17 protein-coding genes and 1 pseudogene are annotated in these 20,963 nt (G+C 66.0%); 10 read left to right on the top strand and 8 right to left on the bottom strand.

Translation table 11 applies throughout. The features are described from left to right. Positions 1 to 73: 73 nt before the first annotated feature. The gene (gene selA / locus BGI51_RS01680; protein ID WP_187980118.1) at positions 74 to 1,483 is read left to right on the top strand and encodes an L-seryl-tRNA(Sec) selenium transferase; all 1,410 of its coding nucleotides are present in this window, start codon (positions 74 to 76) and stop codon (positions 1,481 to 1,483) included. Positions 1,484 to 1,668: 185 nt separating this feature from the next. Here the strand turns inward: selA and phnE are convergent, their stop codons facing one another. From phnE to BGI51_RS01660, 5 genes and pseudogenes are all read right to left on the bottom strand, one after another. Next, positions 1,669 to 2,400: a phosphonate ABC transporter, permease protein PhnE gene (gene phnE, locus BGI51_RS23340; protein WP_252977325.1), complete on the bottom strand. Its 732-nt coding sequence runs from the start codon at positions 2,398 to 2,400 to the stop codon at positions 1,669 to 1,671. A 51-nt stretch (positions 2,401 to 2,451) separates the two neighbouring features. After that, positions 2,452 to 3,264: pseudogene (locus BGI51_RS23335) on the bottom strand (PhnE/PtxC family ABC transporter permease); the annotation flags it as partial. Next, positions 3,258 to 4,067, bottom strand: a complete 810-nt coding sequence (locus BGI51_RS01670; RefSeq protein WP_187980116.1) for a phosphonate ABC transporter ATP-binding protein — start codon at positions 4,065 to 4,067, stop codon at positions 3,258 to 3,260. The pseudogene BGI51_RS23335 and the gene BGI51_RS01670, both read right to left, overlap by 7 nt. Continuing rightward, a complete protein-coding gene (locus tag BGI51_RS01665; RefSeq protein WP_133862805.1) occupies positions 4,064 to 4,912 on the bottom strand; it encodes a putative selenate ABC transporter substrate-binding protein in 849 nt (282 codons plus the stop codon). Before BGI51_RS01665 ends, BGI51_RS01670 begins: the two co-directional genes overlap by 4 nt. 198 nt (positions 4,913 to 5,110) lie before the next feature. Further along, positions 5,111 to 7,039 (bottom strand): transglycosylase SLT domain-containing protein, encoded by a 1,929-nt coding sequence (locus tag BGI51_RS01660; protein ID WP_187980115.1) that lies wholly within the window; start codon positions 7,037 to 7,039, stop codon positions 5,111 to 5,113. Positions 7,040 to 7,259: 220 nt separating this feature from the next. On the opposite strand from BGI51_RS01660, the gene BGI51_RS01655 reads away from it, so the two are divergent. Further along, on the top strand, positions 7,260 to 9,176 hold the full coding sequence (locus BGI51_RS01655; RefSeq protein WP_133862803.1) for an ATP-binding cassette domain-containing protein: 1,917 nt from the start codon (positions 7,260 to 7,262) through the stop codon (positions 9,174 to 9,176). Positions 9,177 to 9,353: 177 nt separating this feature from the next. Here BGI51_RS01655 and BGI51_RS01650 read toward each other — a convergent pair whose 3' ends face one another. Further along, a complete protein-coding gene (locus BGI51_RS01650; RefSeq protein WP_007162381.1) occupies positions 9,354 to 9,794 on the bottom strand; it encodes a universal stress protein in 441 nt (146 codons plus the stop codon). A 415-nt stretch (positions 9,795 to 10,209) separates the two neighbouring features. On the opposite strand from BGI51_RS01650, the gene fadB reads away from it, so the two are divergent. The 6 genes from fadB to BGI51_RS01620 all read left to right on the top strand — a co-directional run bounded on the left by fadB (position 10,210) and on the right by BGI51_RS01620 (position 17,575). Beyond that, a complete protein-coding gene (fadB, locus tag BGI51_RS01645; RefSeq protein WP_187980114.1) occupies positions 10,210 to 12,357 on the top strand; it encodes a fatty acid oxidation complex subunit alpha FadB in 2,148 nt (715 codons plus the stop codon). A gap of 15 nt (positions 12,358 to 12,372) precedes the next feature. Continuing rightward, positions 12,373 to 13,551, top strand: coding sequence for an acetyl-CoA C-acyltransferase FadA (gene fadA / locus BGI51_RS01640; RefSeq protein WP_133862801.1), 1,179 nt, complete (start codon positions 12,373 to 12,375; stop codon positions 13,549 to 13,551). Between the two features lie 71 nt (positions 13,552 to 13,622). Beyond that, positions 13,623 to 13,874 carry a DUF1653 domain-containing protein gene (locus tag BGI51_RS01635; RefSeq protein WP_178083935.1) on the top strand — a complete coding sequence of 84 codons (252 nt, stop codon included), beginning with the start codon at positions 13,623 to 13,625 and terminating at the stop codon, positions 13,872 to 13,874. Between the two features lie 150 nt (positions 13,875 to 14,024). Further along, positions 14,025 to 16,631, top strand: a complete 2,607-nt coding sequence (topA, locus tag BGI51_RS01630; RefSeq protein WP_187980113.1) for a type I DNA topoisomerase — start codon at positions 14,025 to 14,027, stop codon at positions 16,629 to 16,631. 58 nt (positions 16,632 to 16,689) lie between these two features. Beyond that, on the top strand, positions 16,690 to 17,208 hold the full coding sequence (locus BGI51_RS01625) for a DUF6586 family protein (protein WP_187980112.1): 519 nt from the start codon (positions 16,690 to 16,692) through the stop codon (positions 17,206 to 17,208). Positions 17,209 to 17,338: 130 nt separating this feature from the next. After that, positions 17,339 to 17,575: a hypothetical protein gene (locus tag BGI51_RS01620; protein ID WP_007162387.1), complete on the top strand. Its 237-nt coding sequence runs from the start codon at positions 17,339 to 17,341 to the stop codon at positions 17,573 to 17,575. Between the two features lie 63 nt (positions 17,576 to 17,638). Here the strand turns inward: BGI51_RS01620 and sulA are convergent, their stop codons facing one another. Both sulA and lexA read right to left on the bottom strand, forming a co-directional pair. Then, complete coding sequence (gene sulA / locus BGI51_RS01615; protein ID WP_158894147.1) at positions 17,639 to 18,139, bottom strand: SOS-induced cell division inhibitor SulA; 501 nt, start codon at positions 18,137 to 18,139, stop codon at positions 17,639 to 17,641. Positions 18,140 to 18,320: 181 nt separating this feature from the next. Then, on the bottom strand, positions 18,321 to 18,932 hold the full coding sequence (gene lexA / locus BGI51_RS01610) for a transcriptional repressor LexA (protein ID WP_133862797.1): 612 nt from the start codon (positions 18,930 to 18,932) through the stop codon (positions 18,321 to 18,323). A 236-nt stretch (positions 18,933 to 19,168) separates the two neighbouring features. Here lexA and BGI51_RS01605 point away from each other — a divergent pair, with 236 nt between their 5' ends. Continuing rightward, positions 19,169 to 19,879, top strand: a complete 711-nt coding sequence (locus BGI51_RS01605; protein ID WP_133862796.1) for a TetR/AcrR family transcriptional regulator — start codon at positions 19,169 to 19,171, stop codon at positions 19,877 to 19,879. 80 nt (positions 19,880 to 19,959) lie between these two features. After that, entirely contained in the window at positions 19,960 to 20,952 is a 993-nt protein-coding gene (nagZ, locus tag BGI51_RS01600; protein WP_187980111.1) for a beta-N-acetylhexosaminidase, read from the top strand. Positions 20,953 to 20,963 lie beyond the last annotated feature (11 nt).

Below are 20,963 nucleotides of genomic sequence, written 5' to 3'. Positions count from 1 at the left end.
CAGCGCGGCGCGCCCTGGTCGACCCGCCGCGAGTTCGGGCTACACTGGGGGTCGAATCGATCAAGAGGCTCCCATGACCGCCATTCGCCTGCCGTCCATCGACCGCCTGCTGCGCCATCCCGCTTCGCGTCCGCTGGAGGAGCGCCACGGTCGCGAGCTGGTCCTTGGCGGCTATCGTTCGCTGCTGGACGATCTGCGCGACGCCCTGAGAGCCGGCACCCTGACCGCCGTGGAGGTGGAGGAGGGCGTGCTGGCCGGTCGCCTGGGCGAGCGCCTGGCGTTGCATAGCCAGCCGCGGGTGCGGCGGGTGTTCAATCTCACCGGCACGGTGCTGCACACCAACCTGGGACGGGCGCTGCTGGCGGAAGAGGCGATCGCCGCGGTGACCGAGGCCGCGCGTCAGCCGATGAATCTGGAATTCGATCTAACCACCGGCAAGCGCGGCGATCGCGACGACCTGGTCGCCGACCTGGTGCGCGAACTCACCGGCGCCGAGGCGGTGACCGTGGTCAACAACAACGCCGCGGCCGTTCTGCTGGCCCTGCATGCCATAGGCGCACGCAAGGAAGGGGTGCTGTCCCGCGGCGAGCTGATCGAGATCGGCGGTGCCTTTCGCATCCCCGACATCATGGCCCGCGCCGGGGTCAAGCTGGTGGAGGTGGGCACCACCAACCGCACCCATGCCCGCGACTACGAAGCCGCCATCGGCCCGCGTACCGCGCTGCTGATGCGGGTGCACACCAGCAACTACAGCGTCCAGGGCTTTACCGCCAGCGTGGCCACGACGGAGCTGGCCGCCATTGCCCGCGCCCATAACGTCCCCCTGCTGGAAGACCTCGGCAGCGGCACCCTGGTTGACCTGACCCGTTGGGGGCTGCCCGCCGAGCCCACGGTGCAACAGGCGCTGCGCGATGGCGCGGACCTGGTGACCTTCAGTGGCGACAAGCTGCTCGGCGGCCCGCAGTGCGGCCTCATCGTCGGTCGCCGTGACCTCATCGAGCGGATCAAGAAGAATCCGCTCAAGCGGGCGTTGCGGGTCGACAAGCTGACCCTGGCCGCCCTGGAAGCGACCCTGGCGCTCTATCGCGATCCGGATCGACTGGCCGAACGGTTGCCCAGCCTGCGCCTGCTATCCCGCCCGGCCGAGGCCATCACCACCCAGGCCGAGCGGCTGCTGCCGGCCTTCGCCGCCGTGCTGGGCGCGACCTATGCGGTCAGCGTGGAGCCGGCGCTGGGCATGATCGGCAGTGGCGCCCAGCCGGTGGCACGGCTGCCCGGGGCGGCGCTGTGCTGTCGTCCCCAGGTCAGCAAGCGCCTGCGTGGGCGCGCCCTGCGGCAGTTGGAAGAGGGCCTGCGCCAGCTACCCATTCCGGTGGTGGGGCGCATCGACGCCGATGCGCTCTGGCTGGATTTGCGCCAGCTCGACGACGAAGCCGCCTTTCTGGCGCAGTTGCCAGCGCTGCTGCTGCCGGAGATTCGCTAAGAGCCTGTTCAAAGGCTCGCGAGCTAGAGCCAAACAAGGCCTCGGCGGCCCCGCGAAAAGACCTGAGGAAGCGGACCGGGCTCGCGAACGAGTTTACGAGTAGTAAATGAGCATTCCGGCCGGGCTGGCGACCCAGGGTCTTTTCAATGCCGTTTGGCCGACGCGCAGCAGCCTTTGAATAGGCTCTAACGAACGACCCAGCGCTGCCGGGCCCAGTTACTCAGCAGATCCACGCCCAGCACCAGCACCAGCATGCCGAGGATCACGGTGGCGGCCTGGGCCTGCTGGAACAGGCTCAGGCTGAAGTACAGCTGCTGCCCCAGGCCGCCGGCGCCGACGAAGCCGAGGATGCTGGCCATGCGGATGTTGTTTTCCCAGCGATAGAGCAGGTAGGCCAGCAACTGTGGCCAGACCGCCGGCAGGGTGCCGTAGAGAAAGGCCGCCAGCGCGCCACCGCCGGCCAGGCGAATGGCCTCGGCGGGCGCCTTGGGGGTGTTTTCCAGGGCGTCGGCGAACAGCCGGCCGAGTACCCCGGCGGTGTGCAGGGCCAGGGCCAGGGTCCCGGCGTTGGGTCCCAGGCCGGCGGCCAGCACCATCAGCGCCGCCCAGACCAGTTCCGGCACGGCGCGCAGGGCATTGAGCAGCAGCCGCGCCAGCGCCAGGGCGCCCAGGCCCAGGCGACCGGCCGCCGGCAGCGCCAGCAGGATGCCGAGCAGCCCGGCGAGCAGGGTGCCCAGGGCCGACATGGCCAGGGTCTCCACCGCGCCGTGGGCCACGGCCAATAGCTGGGTAACCGAGAAGTCCGGCTTGAGAAAATCGGCCAGGAAGCTGCCCATCTGCGCCAGGGCGCGAACGCTCAGCAATTCGCCGAAGGCTGTACCCAGGTAGCTGGCGGACGCCACCAGGGCGGCGCCCATGGCCAGCACCGTCAGAGCGCCGCGGCCGCCGCCCTGACTGCGCTCCACCTGGCGCAGCAGGCGACTGAGCACATCGGCCAGCAGCACCAGCACCAGGAAGGTCAGCAGCAGGCTGGCCACCTCGCCACCGGCGAACATGCGCAGCGACAGGTCCACCTGCTGACCGAGACCGCCGGCACCGACGAAGCCCATCACCACCGAGGCGCGGATGGCGCATTCCCAGCGGTAGACGCTGTAGGAAATCATCTCGCCCGCGGCATTGGGCAGCACGCCATAGACGAAGGCCTGCAGGCGACCGGCGCCCTGCAGCAGCAGAGCCCGCGCCGGGCGGGGATCGACCGATTCGAAGATCTCCGCATAGACCTTGCCCAGCATGCCGCCGTAGGTGATGGCGATGGCCAGCACCCCGGCGGTGGGACCCAGGCCCACGGCGCGGACGAACAGCAGCGCCCAGACGATCTCCGGCACGCTGCGCAGGACGATCAGCACCCCGCGGACCAGTCCGCGGAGCAGGCGCGGCAAGCGGCCTGGACGTCCGCCGCGGGGCAGGGCGGAGATCGACAGCACGCGAGTGGCGAGCAGAGCGGCGGGCAGGGCGATCAGCGCCGCCAGGGCCATGCCCAGGGTGGCGATGGCCAGGGTTTCCAGGGTGGCGCGCCCGAGCACGGCGAGAAAGTCGGCGTCATGGGCGGGTGGCCAGAAGCCGGCGAGAAAGTTGCCCATGGTGCGGGCGTTGTCGCCGGTGAAGAGTCCGAAGAGATCGAATTCCGCCAGGCGCAGCGTCGGCCAGGCCAGCAGCAGGGCCAGCAGGGTGAGCAGCAGACGGGGCCGGGCGGCCGGGTCCTGGCGGGGCGAGGTCAGCATCGCGGCAGGTCGAGCGGCGTCTCGGCCGGGGCCGGTGCGGCGGGCGCCAGTGTGGCGCTCAGCCCCTCGTTGGCATAGAGCGCGGCGAGATCGGCCGGGGTGACGGCGCTCGCGGCTTTGTCCCACAGCAAGCGGCCGGCCCGCAGGCCGAGAATGCGTGGAAAGCGCTGCAACGCCAGCTCCACATTGTGCAGGCTGGTTACCAGGGTGGTGCCCTGGCGCGCCGCAGCGTCGCTCAGCACCTCCAGGGTATGGCCGGCCAGCACCGGGTCCATGGCCGACACGGGTTCGTCGGCGAGCAGCAGCTGCGGCTGCTGATAGAGCGCCCGGGCGATGCCGACGCGCTGCAGCTGGCCACCGGACAGCTGATCGCAGGAGGAATAGAGGCGATCGGCGAGATCCAGCGGCGCCAGGGCGGCGGCGGCGCCGTCACGATCCAGGGGATGCACCAGGCTGACCAGGCTGCGCGCCAGCGACCACTGGCCGAGGCGTCCGGCCAGTACCGCGGTGATCACGCGCTGGCGCGCCGGCAAGGGCGGCGCCTGATGGATGAGGCCGATGCGGGCACGCAACTGGCGCCGCTCCCGGTTGCCCAGGCTCCAGGGCTCCTGGCCGAGCAGCTCCAGCTCACCTGCGACCGGTCGCAGCCCGGTGGCCAGCAGGCGCAACAGGCTGGTCTTGCCCGCCCCGGACGGGCCGATCAGCGCGACCTGCTCACCCTGTTGCAGGCTGAGGTCGAGATCGGCCAGGGCGGACGAGCCGTCGGCGTGTACCAGCGTCACGCCCCTGAGGGCGAGACTCACTTGAGCAGGCCGGCTGCCAGGGCGGAAGCCTCGATGCTCTTGTAGTTGTCCGGCGAGGTCGGCACGAAGCGGCTGGCCGCCTGCAGGTCGAGGATCGCCTTGTCGGCCGGCTTGGCCGGATCCAGGTCGAGGAAGGCCTGCTTGATCTTGGCCGCCAGTTGCGGATCCAGACTGCCGCGCACCGTCCAGTTGTAGTCGTAGTAGGGCGGGGTGGTGGATATCACTCGGACCTTGCTGGTATCGACCTTGCCGGCGTCGACCAGCTTCTTCCACACCGAGGCGTTGAGCACACCGGCATCGGCCTTGCCCGCGGCGACCCAGGCGACGGTGGCGTCATGGGCGCCGGAATAGGCCACCCGCGAGAAGAACTGCTCGGGGACGATGCCTTCCTGCTGCATGAAGTAGCGTGGCATCAGGCTGCCCGAGGTGGAAGAGACCGAACCGAAGGCGAAGGTCTTGCCCTTGAGGTCCTGCAGGGTCTTCACAGCCGGGTCGGCGGTGATGAATTTGCTGGTGAACTTCTGATCTTCTTCGCGCTGCACCAGGGGGGTCATCGGCGCCTTGCGCTGCGCCTGGACGAAGGTGAAGCCGCCGAACCAGGCCAGGTCCAGGCGATCCGAGGCCATGGCTTCCACCACGCCGGCATAGTCGGACACCGGGACGAATTTCACCGGCATGCCCAGGCGCTGCTCCAGGTATTCACCCAGCGGCTTGAACTTGCGGATCAGCTCGGTGGGCGCCTCGTCGGGAATGGCCGAGACGCGCAATTCGGCGGCGGCGTGGGAGAGCAGGGACGTCAGGGACAGGGCCAGGCCTGCTGCCAGGGCCAGCGAACGCTTGAGCATGGGTTTCTCCGGTTCAATAGCGGAAAAAAAGGGGCTGCAGTATAGGGGGTGGCGCTGTTTTGCGCAGCTGTCACGGGGCCTAAGGCCTGGCAGGATGCTGCCGTCGGGTGACGCAGGGGCTCTAGGCGGTCACTGTGCAGCGGACACGAACAGGCGTCCGAGTCCGCTGCGGTGGTATCAGGGCGGGCCGGCGAGCGCTCAGGTCTCGTCGAAGAAGCGCTCGTTCCAGTCGACCAGGGGTTGCGGCGCATTGAGCTTCTGGCCGTAGATCACTGCGTAGGCCAGCACGTTCTGCACGTATTGCCGCGTCTCATCGAAGGGAATGGTTTCCACCCAGACGTCGAAGGCCAGGTGGCGAGCACCCGTCAGCCAGCGCTTCACCCGCCCCGGGCCGGCGTTGTAGGCCGCCGAGGCCAATACCCGGTTGCCGTTGAACTGGGCATGGACCATCGACAGATAGGCGGTGCCCAGCTGGATGTTCTTTTCCGGGGTCAGCGCCTGCTGTGGCGAGGCCAGGGGAATGGCGAACTTGCTGGCGGTATGACTGGCGGTGGCCGGCATCAGCTGCATCAGGCCCATGGCGCCCACCCCGGAGCGCGCATCGGCCATGAAGCCGCTTTCCTGGCGGGTGATGGCGAACACCCAGCTGCTGTGCAGACCGCGGGTCTGGGCCTCGCGCACGAAGCTCTCGCGATAGGCGATGGGGAAACGGATGTCCAGGTCGTCCCAGTACTTGGCCAGGCTGATGGTGCGGATTGCCGGGAAATACCATTGCATGTCATAGGCCATGCGCGCCTGGGCCACGAGTTCGTCGCGGTTGAAGTGGCGGCTGACATAGAACCACTCGCGGCGGGCGTTGATCGGTTCGCCGCGGGCGATGAATTCCAGGGCGCGCTGCACGCCAGGGGTATTGCGCACCTTGCGTTTGAGGGCGTCGCTGAGCATCAGCGGCTTGTTGTTGAGCTGATAGGGCGCCTTGCTGCGGTCGGCGGCAAGGAAGCCGTAGTAGTCGCGCTCGCGACTGACCTCGGCGTATTCACGCAGCACCGCCGGACTCTGCGGCTGCATCAGCTCCAGGGTGCGTGCCCGCCAGTATTCCCAGCGATTGGCCTTGGCCAGACTCGGCGGAAAGCGTTCGATCAGGGCGTGGGCATCGCTCCAGCGACCCAGGCGCAGGAGCAGCCGGGCACGCCATTCGCTGACGTCGTCGTCCCGCAGTTCGGGGTCATAGCGCTCCATCAGTGGCAGGGCGCGCGGATCGAAATTCTTCGCCAGGGTCAGGCCGATTTGGCGGGCGATGGCGACCTTTTCATCGCGAGTGAAGGGCATGCGCTGGCTGTAGACCTCAAGCAGGCTCATGGCCTGCTCCGGGTCCTGGCGCGCCAGCTTGCGCAGGCCCAGGCCGACCACGTCGGCGAGGCTCTCGCTGGCCGGGGCGAAGGCCTGGACATTGGCGATCTGCTGCGGCTTCTGGGCCACGTCGATCAGCCGCTGGGCCTGGCCGGACAGCGTCGGCAACTGGGCGGACAGGGTGCGCACCAGACCGTACTCGCCCTTGTCGGCGGCCAGCTTGGCGCGTTCCCAGACCCGCTCCTCGGTGAGCTGGCCGCGCGCCGCCCAGGCCTGGAACAGGCCATCGCAGGTGGTCGGTTGGGCCTTGCCCACCAGCCAGTACTTCTCCGCCAGCTTGAAGCCCTCGCTGGCATTGCCCTGGGCGATCAGGTACTGGCCGTGCAGGCAGTCCAGTTCGGTGAAGTTGAAGTCCGGCGAATAGTATTTCTCGAAGCGATTCCAGTCGCCGCGATCGGCCAGGCTGCGCAGCCAGCGCAGGCGCAGCCAGTTGGACTGCGGCAGATCGCCGTGCTCGGCGAGAAAGCCCTCGATCTCGGCATCGCTGGCACCGGGGACGCGCTTGATCAGCTCGTCGTAGGCCAGATAGGGCTCCAGCGGATAGGTGCGCAATTCGCCGCGATTGGCCAGGTAGACGCTGGCATCACCGCGGTCCAGCGCCGCCTTGGCCTGGTCGTAGAGTTGCCGCTGCTGCTCCAGGGGAGCGGCTTGCGAGGTGGTGGAGCCGATCAGGGGAGCGAGGAGCAGGGGCAGGATGACGAACAGGCGACCGCGCATGGGAATTCCGTAAAAGCTGGATGCGGAGGGGGCGGCGCGCCAGGCTCAGGGCAGGCGGCCGACCGTCACGGGGCAGTCTAGCTTACGTGCCGGCGGCAGGTGGCGAAAGCGTCGGCCATGGCCTGCCGTCGGGCGGTCCGGGCGTTTCGCCGGCTCGCACCGACCGGCGCCGGGGCAGGCGTCTCTGCTAGACTGGCTGGCCTTTTTCGCGGAGAAACCCATGGCGCTGCTCAAGTTCACCAACGTATCCCTGGCCTTTGGCGTCACCCCCTTGCTGGACGGGGTGTCCTGGCAGATCGAACGGGGCGAGCGGGTATGCATCATCGGCCGCAACGGCACCGGCAAATCCAGCCTCCTGCGCATCGTCAAGGGCGAGCAGCAGGCCGACGACGGCGAGGTCTGGCGCGCCCCGGCGATCAAGATCGGCGAATTGCCGCAGGAATTGCCCCGCGCCGACGACCGCTCGGTGTTCGACGTGGTGGCCGCCGGCCTGGCCGGTGTCGGCGAATTGCTCGCCGAGTATCACCACCTCACCCAGGACACCAGCGGTGAACTGGACATGGAGCGGCTCATGCACGTCCAGCAGGAGCTGGAGGCCCGCGATGGCTGGCGCCTGCAGCAACTGGTGGACAGCACCCTGAGCCGGCTGCAGCTGCCGGCGGAAAAGACCCTCGCCGAACTCTCCGGCGGCTGGCGGCGGCGCGTGCTGCTGGCCCAGGCACTGGTGGCCGAGCCGGATCTGCTGCTGCTCGACGAACCCACCAACCACCTGGACATCGGCGCCATCGCCTGGCTGGAAGACGCCTTGCGCGGCTATCCCGGCGCCGTGCTGTTCATCACCCACGACCGCGCCTTCCTCCAGGCCCTGGCCACCCGCATCCTCGAACTGGATCGCGGCAACCTGATCGACTGGCAGGGCGACTACGCCAGCTTTCTGGTGCACAAGGAGCAGCAACTGGCGGCGGAAGAGACCGCCAATGCCCTGTTCGACAAGCGCCTGGCCCAGGAAGAGGTGTGGATCCGTCAGGGCATCAAGGCCCGCCGTACCCGCAACGAAGGCCGTGTCCGCGCGCTCAAGGCCATGCGCAACGAGCGCAGCGAGCGCCGTGAGCGCCAGGGCAAGGCCAACCTCCTGCTGGAGACGGCCGACAAGTCCGGCAAGCAGGTCATCCTCGCCGAGCACATGAGCTATGCCCATCCCGGTGGCGAACCCCTGATCCGTGACCTGACCCTGCTGATCCAGCGCGGCGATCGCATCGGTCTGCTCGGTCCCAACGGCTCCGGCAAGACCACCCTGCTCAAGCTGCTGCTGGGTGACCTGCAGCCGACCACCGGCAAGATCCAGTACGGCACCAAGCTGGAGATCGCCTACTTCGACCAGCTGCGCCTGCAACTGGAGCCGGAAAAGACGGTGATCGACAACCTCGCCGAAGGTCGTGAATTCATCACCATCAACGGCCAGGATCGCCATGTGCTGAGCTACCTGGGCGACTTCCTGTTCAGCCCCCAACGGGCCCGTACCCCGGTCAAGGCACTGTCCGGTGGCGAGCGCGCGCGCCTGCTGCTGGCGAAGTTGTTCAGCAAGCCAGCCAACCTGCTGGTGCTGGACGAACCGACCAACGACCTCGACGTCGAGACCCTGGAACTGCTCGAAGAAGTGCTGCTGAGTTTCGAGGGCACCGTGCTGATGGTCAGCCACGACCGGGCCTTCCTCGATAACGTGGTGACCAGCACCCTGGTGTTCGAAGGGGAAGGGCGGGTACGGGAATACGTCGGTGGCTACCAGGACTGGCTGCGCCAGGGCGGCTCGCCGCGCCTGTTGGGCGTGCAGACCCGCGAGGACGGCAAGCCAGCGCCCGCAGCCGCCAAGACCGAGCCCGCACCTGCGGTGGCCCCGGTGGCCGCTGCAGCCGCACCGGCCAGGCGCAAGCTCAGCTACAAGGAGCAGCGTGAGCTGGACGCCCTGCCGGGCGCCATCGAGACCGCGGAAATCGAACTGGAAGCCCTGCAGACCGCGATCGCCGATCCTGGCTTCTACCAGCTGCCGGGCGAAGTCACCCAGGCCAAGCTTGCCCGCATGGACGCGCTGCAGGCCGAGCTGGATCGGCTGATCGAGCGCTGGGCCGAACTGGAGTAATCCAGCCCGGCCACGGACTTGGAGCCCGTTCAAAGTCTCGCGAGCTAGAGCCAAACAAGGCGAAAGGACCTGAGGAAGCGGAGTTTACAAAACGTAAATGAGCATTCCGACCGGGCTGGCGACCCAGGGTCTTTTCAACGCCGTTTGGCCAACGCGCAGCAGACTTTGAACAGGCGCTTAGGCCTTGTCTTTCTTCAGGGCTACCGCCAGGGTATCGCAGGGCGCGCCGTGCAGCAGGTCGTTGGACGTCGAGCCCAGCAGCAGCGCCAGGCCGTGACGACCATGGCTGCCGACCACGATCAGGTCGCAGCCCTGCTCCTTGGCCATGCGGTGGATCTCCTGGCGCGGCTGCCCATAGGCCAGCACGCAATTGCCAGCCAACTCGGCGTACTGGGTGGTGAAGCCATCCAGCCGCTCGCGCGCCTGCTCGATCTGCTGCTGCTGCAGCGACGACAGATCCATGGGCACGTCACCGCCAAAGGCCATGGCCATGGGTTCGACCACGTGCACCAGCGACACCTTGCTGCCACAGCACTGACCCAGGGCCACGGCGCGACGGATCACCGGTTGGCAATCTTCGGTCAGGTCGACGGCAACCAATATGTGTTGGTAGGCCATACACATCTCTCCTTCATGATGGGGCGCCAGACCGTACCGTGGCTGGCGCTCGATTCGCGGGCTTCAGGTGCTGGCCGGACAGAACCGGCTGTCGCTCGGCAACTGTTCAGGCAGACGCTTGCCCACTTGTAGTTTCGACTCCAGGAGTCGGGGATAGCTCCACGGCTATCTTGCACAGAAGCGCGCCAAGCTCAAGCTCTCACCACTCGAACCCCCGACCACGCTTTCCCCGTGCGTCCCAATTGACAAGCGCCCGCTTTTGCCAGAAGGTTGTGCGAACCGTTCAAACGGTTGTATGAATTTTCGCCCCGGCCCGGCCGGTGCCCTCCACAGAACAATATCGGGGCTGGCGATTTTCGGCTTCCATCCGAAGCTGCCGCCCGCCTTGCGACCAGGACTCAAGGGAGACCCGCTGATGATTTTCGAAGGCAAAGCCCTTTCGGTGCGCGACGTGGAGGACGGCATCGCCGAACTTCGCTTCGACCTCCAAGGCGAATCGGTCAACAAGTTCAGCGCCATCACCCTGCGTGAATTCCGCCAGGCCGTGGATGCCCTGAAAGCCCACGCCGGCCTGCGCGGCGTCATCGTCACCAGCGGCAAGGACGTCTTCATCGTCGGCGCCGACATCACCGAATTCGTCGAGATGTTCGGTCGGCCGACCGAAGAGCTGCAGGCCGGCATCGCCGAGATCAACCGCATCTTCAACGACTTCGAAGACCTGCCGGTGCCCACCGTGGCCGCCGTGGGCGGCATCGCCCTGGGTGGTGGGTGCGAGATGACCCTGGCCGCCGACTATCGGGTGCTGAGCACCGCGGCACGCATCGGCCTGCCGGAAGTCAAACTGGGCATCTATCCGGGCTGGGGCGGCACCGTCCGCCTGCCACGCCTGATCGGCAGCGACAACGCCATCGAGTGGATCGCTTCCGGCAAGGAAAACGACGCCGCCACCGCTCTCAAGGTCGGCGTGGCCGATGCCGTGGTCGCCCCCGAGCACCTGTTCGATGCCGCCCTGGACCTGGTTCGTCGCGCCGCCGCCGGCGAGCTGGACTACCGTGCCAAGCGCAAGCCCAAGCTGGAAAAGCTGCAGCTCAATGCCATCGAGGCCATGATGGCCTTCGAATCGGCCAAGGGCTTTGTCGCCAGCCAGGCCGGTCCGCACTATCCGGCGCCGCTGGAAGCCATCAAGGCCATCCAGAAGTCCGCCAACTACGGCCGCGACAAGGCTCTGGAAGTGGAAGGCGCCGGTTTTGCCAAGATGGCCCAGACCTCGGTCTCCGCCAGCCTGGTCGGCCTGTTCCTCAATGACCAGGCGCTCAAGCGCAAGGCCAAGGTGCTGGAGAAACAGGCTGCGCCGGTCAGGCTGACCAGCGTGCTGGGCGCCGGCATCATGGGGGGCGGCATCGCCTACCAGTCCGCGCTCAAGGGTACCCCGATCCTGATGAAGGATATTCGCGACGAAGCCCTGGAGCTGGGGCTGAGCGAAGCCAGCAAGCTGCTCAACAAGCGCGTCGAGAAGGGGCGCCTGGAGCCAGCGAAGATGGCCGAGGCGCTCAATCGCATCCGGCCGACCCTGTCCTATGGCGATTTCAAGAGTGTCGACCTGGTGGTCGAGGCCGTGGTCGAGAATCCCAAGGTCAAGCAGGCCGTGCTGGCGGAAGTGGAGGGCCAGGTGCGCGAAGACGCCATCCTCACCTCCAATACCTCCACCATCTCCATCAGCCTGCTGGCCCAGGCGCTCAAGCGTCCGGAAAACTTCTGCGGCATGCACTTCTTCAACCCGGTGCACATGATGCCCCTGGTCGAGGTGATCCGCGGCGAGAAAACCAGCGAAAGGGCCATCGCCACCACCGTGGCCTATGCCCGCCAGATGGGCAAGAACCCCATCGTGGTCAACGACTGCCCCGGCTTCCTGGTCAACCGCATCCTCTTCCCGTACTTCGGCGGCTTCGCCGCGCTGCTGGCCCAGGGCGCCGACTTCCAGCGCGTCGATCGGCTGATGGAAAAATTCGGCTGGCCCATGGGTCCGGCCTACCTGATGGACGTGGTCGGCATGGACACCGCCCACCACGCCCGCGACGTCATGGCCGAGGGCTTCCCCGAGCGCATGAAGGAAAGCCGCAAGACCGCGGTGGACGCCCTCTACGAAGCCCAGCGCTTCGGCCAGAAGAACGGCAAGGGCTTCTATGTCTACGAGACCGACAAGAAGGGCAAGCCGAAGAAGGTCGCCGATCCGGCCGTGGCCGAGGTACTGGCACCGGTCACCTACGAACAGCGTGAATTCACCGACGAGCAGATCGTCGAGCGGATGATGGTGCCGCTGTGCCTGGAAGCCGTGCGCTGCCTGGAAGACGGTATCGTCGACAGCGCCGCCGAAGCCGACATGGGGCTGATCTACGGCATCGGCTTCCCGCCCTTCCGGGGCGGTGCGCTGCGCTACATCGACAGCCTGGGCGTGGCCGAATTCGTCGCCATGGCCGACCAGTACGCCGACCTCGGGCCGCTGTACCACCCGACCCCCAAACTCCGCGAAATGGCCGCCGCTGGCCAACGCTTCTTCGGTTGAGCCTGGAGTAAAGAAATGAGTCTGAATCCGAGAGACGTCGTCATCGTCGACTTCGCCCGCACGCCCATGGGCCGTTCCAAGGGCGGCATGCACCGCAACACCCGCGCCGAGACCCTGTCCGCGCGGCTGATCGACGCGGTCCTCGACCGCAATCCCCAGGTCAATCCGGCCGAGGTGGAAGACGTGATCTGGGGCTGCGTCAACCAGACCCTGGAGCAGGGCTGGAACATCGCCCGCATGGCGTCGTTGCTGACCCGCATTCCCCACACCAGCGGCGCCCAGACGGTAAGCCGCCTGTGCGGCTCTTCCATGAGCGCCCTGCACACCGCCGCCCAGGCGATCCAGACCGGCAACGGCGACGTCTTCGTCGTCGGCGGCGTGGAGCACATGGGCCATGTCGGCATGATGCACGGCGTCGACCCGAACCCCCAGCTGTCGCTGCACGCCGCCAAGGCCTCCGGCATGATGGGCCTGACCGCCGAAATGCTGGGCAAGATGCACGGCATCACCCGCGAGGCCCAGGACCAGTTCGGCTACCGCTCGCACCAGCTGGCCTGGAAGGCCACCCAGGAAGGCAAGTTCAAGGACGAGATCATTCCCCTGGAAGGTCATGATGAGAACGGCTTCCTCAAGGTCTTCAGCCAGGACGAGACCATCCGTCCGGAAACCACCCTCGAAGGCCTGGCGGCCCTGAAGCCGGCGTTCAACCCCAAGGGTGGTACCGTGACCGCCGGCACTTCCTCGCAGATCACCGACGGTGCTTCCTGCATGCTGGTCATGTCGGCCCAACGCGCCCAGGACCTGGGCCTGCAGCCGCTGGCCAGGATCCGTTCCATGGCCGTCGCCGGCGTGGATCCGGCGATCATGGGCTACGGTCCGGTCCCGGCTTCCCAGAAGGCTCTCAAACGCGCCGGCCTGACCATCGCCGACATCGATTTCATCGAGCTCAACGAAGCCTTCGCCGCCCAGGCCCTGCCAGTACTGAAGGACCTCAAGGTGCTCGACAAGATGGAGGAAAAGGTCAATCTGCACGGGGGCGCCATCGCCCTGGGTCATCCCTTCGGTTGCTCTGGCGCCAGAATTTCAGGCACGCTGTTAAATGTCATGAAACAGAATGACGGCACCTTCGGCCTGGCCACCATGTGTGTGGGTCTCGGCCAGGGCATCACCACGGTGTTCGAACGCCTGCGCTGATCCGCCGCAGCGTGCGTCATCCGACCGGGGCGCCCCAGGGCTGCCCCGGTTTTCTTTTTTCGAGGTGGAACATGGCATTGCAGACGGGACTCTACCGGCACTACAAGGGTCAGCAGTATCGGGTGCTGGGTCTGGCCCGGCATTCCGAGACCGAAGAAGAGCTGGTCATCTATCAGGCGTTGTATGGTGAATATGGTCTCTGGGCGCGTCCCCTGAGCATGTTTCGCCAGAGCGTCCAGGTGGATGGCGAGCAGGTGCCGCGCTTCGCGCTGATCAGCGTCGAAGCCGATCCCTTGGGTCTGGATGCCACGCCGCAGCCTTGACCTTGCCGACATCGCCACTATATATAGCGGTGCCGCGTTGGCCGACCGCCCCCCGGCGCACCAGACTGAAATCGGTCTGGTCCTCCATCCGCCGTTCCGGCGCTCGCCTTTCGCTCGCTTACCGCCTTCAAGCAGGAATCTGACTCTCCCATGGGTAAATCGCTGGTCATCGTGGAATCCCCGGCCAAGGCCAAGACCATCAACAAGTACCTGGGTAACCAGTACGTGGTGAAGTCGAGCATCGGCCATATCCGCGACCTTCCCACCAGCGGCGCCGGCACCGCCAAGGAGCCCGCCGCCAAGACGCGCAAGACCGCCGCCGAGGCGCCCGCGCTGTCACCCAAGGAAAAGGCCCGGCGCCAGCTCTTCACCCGCATGGGCGTCGACCCCGAACACGGCTGGAAGGCGCACTACGAGATCCTGCCCGGCAAGGAAAAGGTGATCGAGGAACTGCGCCGCCTGGCCAAGGACGCCGACACCGTCTATCTCGCGACCGACTTGGACCGCGAAGGGGAGGCCATCGCCTGGCACCTGCGGGAAGCCATCGGCGGCGACGACTCGCGCTACAAGCGCGTGGTCTTCAACGAAATTACCAAGAAGGCCATCCAGGAGGCCTTCTCCCGGCCCGGCGAACTGGACATCAATCGCGTCAACGCCCAGCAGGCGCGCCGCTTCCTTGACCGCGTGGTCGGCTATATGGTCTCGCCGCTGCTGTGGTCGAAGATTGCCCGCGGCCTGTCCGCCGGTCGGGTGCAGTCCGTCGCGGTCAAGCTGGTGGTGGAGCGTGAGCGCGAGATCCGCGCCTTCGTCCCCGAGGAATACTGGGAAATCCACGCCGACCTGGCCACGCCGAAAAAGGCTCAGGTGCGCTTCGAAGTGGTGCGCGAGAAGGGTGAAGCCTTCAAGCCGCTGAACGAAGCCCAGGCCAGGGCCGCCCTGACCAAGCTGGAGAAGGCTGCCTATCGCATCGCCAAGCGCGAAGACAAGCCGACCAGCAGCCGGCCCTCGGCACCCTTCATCACCTCCACCCTGCAGCAGGCCGCGAGCAATCGCCTGGGCTTCGGGGTGAAGAAGACCATGATGATGGCCCAGCGTCTCTATGAGGCCGGCTACATCACCTACATGCGTACCGACTCGACCAACCTGTCGGGCGATGCCATCGCCATGGCCCGCGGTTACATCGAGAGCGAATTCGGCAAGCAGTACCTGCCGGAAAAAGCCAATGTCTACGGCAGCCGCGAAGGCGCCCAGGAAGCGCACGAGGCCATCCGCCCATCCGACATTAACGTCAAGCCCAACAGCCTGTCGGGCATGGAGCGTGATGCCGAGCGTCTGTACGAACTGATCTGGCGCCAGTTCCTGGCCTGCCAGATGCCCCCAGCCGAATACCTGTCCACCACCGTGACTGCCGCGGCGGGTGACTTCGAGCTGCGTGCCCGTGGCCGCATCCTCAAGTTCGACGGCTATACCCGGGTCCTGCCGCAGCAGAGCAAGCCGGGCGACGATGACGTCCTGCCCGAGATGAAGCAGGGCGAGGACCTCGGCCTGGTCAAGCTCGATCCGAGCCAGCACTTCACCAAGCCGCCGGCCCGCTTCTCCGAAGCTAGCCTGGTCAAGGAGCTGGAGAAGCGCGGCATCGGCCGGCCCTCGACCTATGCCGCCATCATTTCCACCATCCAGGATCGCGGCTACGTGACGGTGCACAATCGCCGTTTCTATGCCGAGAAGATGGGCGACATCGTTACCGACCGGTTGAACGAAAGCTTCGCCAACCTGATGGATTTCAGCTTCACCGCCAACATGGAAGGCAATCTGGACAACGTCGCCCAGGGCGAACGGGACTGGAAGAATCTGCTCGACGAATTCTATGGGGATTTCAAGCAGAAGCTGGAATACGCCGAAGCGGGCGAGAAGGGCATGCGCGCCAATCAGCCGACCCTGACGGACATTCCCTGCCAGCTCTGCGGCCGGCCAATGATGATCCGTACCGCCTCCACTGGCGTCTTCCTGGGCTGCTCCGGTTACGCCCTGCCGCCCAAGGAACGCTGCAAGGCCACGATCAACCTGGTGCCCGGCGACGAGATCGCCGAAGACGACGAGGGCGAATCCGAATCTCTGGTCCTGCGTGGCAAGCATCGCTGCCCCATCTGCAGCACCGCGATGGATGCCTATCTGATCGACGAGCATCGCAAGCTGCACGTCTGCGGCAACAACCCGGATTGCCCGGGCTACGAGATCGAGGAAGGCAGCTATCGCATCAAGGGCTACGAAGGCCCGTCGCTGGAATGCGACAAGTGCGGCAGCGAGATGCAGCTCAAGACCGGCCGCTTCGGCAAGTTCTTCGGCTGTACCAACCCGGCCTGCAAGAACACCCGCAAGCTGCTCAAGAACGGTGAGCCGGCGCCGCCGAAGATGGACGCCGTACCCATGCCGGAGCTGCGTTGCGAAAAGGTCGACGACACCTATGTGTTGCGTGATGGCGCTTCGGGTCTGTTCCTGGCCGCCAGCGGCTTCCCGAAGAATCGCGAAACCCGTGCGCCGTTGGTCAGCGAATTGCTGCCCCATCGCGACGAGATCGATCCCAAGTACCATTATCTGCTCAGTGCTCCGGTGAAGGATGGCGAGGGTCGCCCGGCGGTGATCCGCTTCAGCCGCAAGACCAAGGAGCAGTACGTGCAGACCGAGGTCGAGGGCAAGCCCACCGGCTGGAAGGCCTTCTACGACGGCAAGAAGTGGCAGGTCGAAGAGAAGCGCTAGGGCCTCTGGCTTCGGCGCGAGACAGGCGGTCGGCGTGAGCCGGCCCGAGGAGAAGGGCATGGCCAACGAGCGTTACACCCGCACCAACCAGAAGCTCTATTTCGCCGGTCTGGCGCTGGACAGCTGGCGCTCGGCTCAGGCGGCACCTTCCGCGCAAAGCCAGGGCCGCATCATGGCCGAGCGTGAGGCCTGCCTGTTTCATCTGCATGGCGCCCTGCTGGCGCTCTGTCAGGAAGTGGCGGGTTTCTACCGTCATCCCACCATGGAGGCCACATCGCTCGCCATCCTGCTCTCACCCGAAGCCTTGAACGAAGCGCCCAGCCCGGAAATGGGTGAGCTGGTGGAGCTGGCTGGCAATTCGGAGACCTGGCTGGCACGGCTGATCGCCGAATACCAGCGGCTGCTGCAGCCGCCCCAGGCGCCACGACGGCCCAAGCAGGACCCGACGCTGGCCCTGATCGAGGCGGTCAGCCTGGAACCGGCCGAGCCGGAGCTGGGTCTTGAAGAAGTGGAAGCCTGGCGCGAAAGCCTCAAGCAGACGGCGCTCAGATTCCGCGGTGCCATGACCGAGTGGTAGACCCGTTCCATTGGCAACTCATCCAAGGCCGTCAGGATGCTGGCCTTGCAGACCGTCGAAAAAGGCTCAGGCAAGTCGGCCTCTCAGACCCCACGCTGTTACACTATCCGCTTAGCTGTGGAGATACTGAATGACTACTGCCTACCTGGAAATCGTTGAACTCTCCGATGGTCGCATCGTGTTGCGCCGTGCGGACGACGAGGAAGCCCTCGTTACCCTTGAGTTTTCCAGCGATGCCAAGGATTTCCTGCATGGACAGCAGATAGAGGTGGCCAAGGCCATGTTCAACCTGGGCGTGCAGATGGCGGGTCGCCTGGCGGAAGGCGACAGTCTTCAGCGTGACGATCAACCCCGCGTCCTGCACTGACTCTCCGCCCGATCCGGCATTCCTCGCGGGAATGCCGCCGCTACATCCCTTTCTGCCTGCTGCCTACGCGAATCTGACGTTCAGACTCTGGCTGTTGCCCTGGGCCGCGGCGCGTGCCAGTTGCTGCTTGCCCGCATCGCTCAGGTCGTGCAGCCAACTGATCACCGTATGACTCTGTCCCTTGCGCAACACCTCGCAGGCCAGTTGCAGGGTCTTGGCCGCGCTCGGCGTCTGCAGCAGCAGCACGCGCTCCGGATTCAGATGGGTACTGCGCAGCCAGGCGTTGCTGAGCAGCGACGGTGGCGTGACCAGGGTCAGCCAGCGGGCATCGTCCTTGTCGCTCAGCTGGCGCAGGATGGGAGCCAGCAATTGCAGGCATTGCTCCTGGCTACCGTGCAGGGACATCTCGCTGAAAGTGTCCGGCAGTGGGGCGGCCGGCAGCTCTCGTGCCGGCCTGCCAGGCTTGGGCAGAAAGGCGGTCAGCTCCTGCAGCAGGAGCTCGGGTGCCAGATCCAGCTCTTGAACGGACGAGCGCGGTGCATCGAACATCAGGGGAAATTGCATGGCGACCTCCTGGAGGCGACTCGATCAAATCCACTTGAGGTCATGTACCACGGATACATGACGTCACTGTGCTCAGCCTGGTCTTGAACGCTTTCCGGAGCGCGAACAGATATCCCCGATCAAGACTTCGGCGTAAGGCAAAAGGCGTGATTAAAGCTGGCCCGAGGGCCAGCCTTAGACGTTAGCGGCGGATGACGCCAACGCTTAACCCTTCGATGGCGAATTCCTGGGTGGAAAGATCGACTTCGATAGGGGCGAACTCGGGATTCTCTGCCAGCAGAGTGACCTGGTTGCCCGAGCGCTTGAATCTCTTCACGGTAACCTCGTCGCCCACCCGGGCCACGACGATCTGGCCGTTGTGCACCTCTCGGGTCACATGGACGGCCAGGAGGTCGCCATCGAGGATGCCGACGTCTCTCATGCTCATGCCCTTGACCTTGAGCAGGTAGTCGGCACGGGGCTGGAAGAAAGCCGGATTGATGGCGCAGTTCTCTTCGACGTTCTGTTCGGCCAGGATGGGCGCGCCCGCAGCAACCCGACCGATGACCGGCAGGCTCTCGTCGGCTTTGCGCGTGGCATCCAGACCCGGAATGCGGATACCCCGAGAGGCGCCCGGCGTCATCTCGATGGCGCCCTTGCGTGCCAGGGCCTTGAGGTGTTCCTCGGCCGCGTTCGGCGATTTGAAACCAAGCTCCTGCGCGATCTCCGCGCGGGTAGGCGGAAAGCCATTGGCTTCGAGGCAACGCTTGATGAAGGCCAGGATCTCGGCTTGTCGCGGTGTCAGTTTCAGCATGATGCACGTCGCGTCGTCTAATGATGCTGTGATTATATACAGTAACTCCGGGTGCTAGGCAAGGCCGCTGCCCCTGGCTTCGGACGACAGGCCGAATTCACTGTAGATAGCGTTCAGATGACGGAATGACGTACCTTCCAGGGCTTCGCATGGCTGTTCGCAGACCAGCCCGCGATTGACTTCGGTAGCGTTTGAAACATATGTTTCAAACGGAAATTCATCTATCGGGGAAGGTCATGGCGCAGTCGGATACCGTTGAACGCATTCTGGATGCGGCCGAGCAGCTGTTCGCCGAGCGCGGCTTTGCCGAAACCTCGTTGCGACTCATCACCACGCGAGCTGGGGTCAACCTGGCGGCGGTCAACTATCACTTCGGCTCGAAGAAGGCCCTGATCCAGGCGGTGTTCTCGCGCTTCCTCGATCCCTTCTGCTTCAACCTGGAGCGGGACCTCGATCAGTGGCAGCCGAAGCATGGCGAGGACGTGAGCCTGGAGGCGCTGTTGAATCTGCTGGTGGATCACTCCCTGGCCATAAAGCCGCGGCATGGCAATGACCTCTCGGTGTTCATGCGTCTGCTGGGCCTGGCCTTCAGCCAGAGCCAGGGCCACCTGCGCAAGTACCTGGAACAGACCTACGGCCGCGCCTTCCGCCGCTTCCTGCTGCTGGTGAATCGAGCCGTGCCCGAGATCCCGCCGCTGGAGCTGTTCTGGCGCGCCCACTTCATGCTGGGCGCGGCGGTGTTCAGCATGTCCGGCATCAAGGCGCTGCGGGCGATCGGCGAAAACGATTTCGGCGTCGATACCCATACCGATCAGGTACTGCGACTCATGGTGCCCTTCCTCGCCAGCGGAATGCGCGCCCCCACGGCGATGCACGCGCCGGAGCTGGCTCAGGCGCAGTATCGGCCACGGCGGCCGGTGGTCGCGGAGACGGCCGAGAGCTACTAGGCTGCGAGGCCGGCGGTGCCTGGGGTAAGCTTGCGTCCCTTTCACGGCGCCGTGCGCCGGAGCATTCGGACGAGGTACCCATGCAAGGCTCTCTGATGGTCGATATCGCTGGCACCTGGCTCACCGCCGAGGATCGACAGCTGCTGCGCCAGCCGGAGGTGGGCGGGCTGATCCTGTTCGCCCGCAACATCGAAACCCCGGGGCAGGTACGGGAACTGTGCCGTGCCATTCGCGCGGTGCGACCAGAATTGCTGCTGGCCGTGGACCAGGAAGGCGGTCGCGTGCAGCGCCTGCGCCGCGACGTGGTGCGGTTGCCGGCCATGGGGCAGCTGGGCGGGCGCGCGGACAGCGCGGAACTCGCCCGCCTCTGCGGCTGGCTGATGGCGACCGAGATCCTGGCGGTAGGGCTGGACTTCAGTTTCGCCCCGGTGCTGGACGTCGACCATGGGCGCAGCCAGGTCATCGGCGCCCGTTCCTTTGGCAGTGCCGACCAGGTGATCGAGCTGGGCAGTGCCTTCATCGCGGGCATGGGCGACGCCGGTATGGCCGCCACCGGCAAGCACTTCCCCGGCCACGGCTGGGCCGAAGCCGACTCCCACTATGCCATTCCCACCGACGAGCGCGATCTGGACACCCTGTTGCGCACCGATCTGCGCCCGTTCCAGGCTCTCTTGCCGACCTTGGGAGCGGTGATGCCCGCTCACGTCATCTATCCAGCGGTGGATCCCCAGCCGGCCGGCTTTTCCCGCCGTTGGCTGCAGGACATCCTGCGCGGCGAGCTGGATTACCGGGGCGTGATCTTCAGCGACGACCTGTCGATGGCGGGTGCCCACGTCGCGGGCGATGCCGGCCAGCGCGTCGAGGCGGCGCTCACCGCCGGCTGCGACATGGGGCTGGTGTGCAATGACCGCGCAGCGGCCGAGCTGGCCCTGACCCGGGTGCAGCAGCTGGGCGTCTCGCCCGCGCCACGACTGGCCAGCATGAGAGCCCGCCGCCTCGTCGATCTCGATTACCGCCAGCAACCGCAGTGGAGTCTTGCCCTGCGGCGGTTGCGCCAGGCTGAACTCATCTAAAGGACGTTTCC

It is taken from the genome of Pseudomonas oryzihabitans (assembly GCF_014522265.1).
Classification (GTDB): domain Bacteria; phylum Pseudomonadota; class Gammaproteobacteria; order Pseudomonadales; family Pseudomonadaceae; genus Chryseomonas; species Chryseomonas aestiva.
This window is presented reverse-complemented; position numbering and strand designations above follow the sequence as displayed.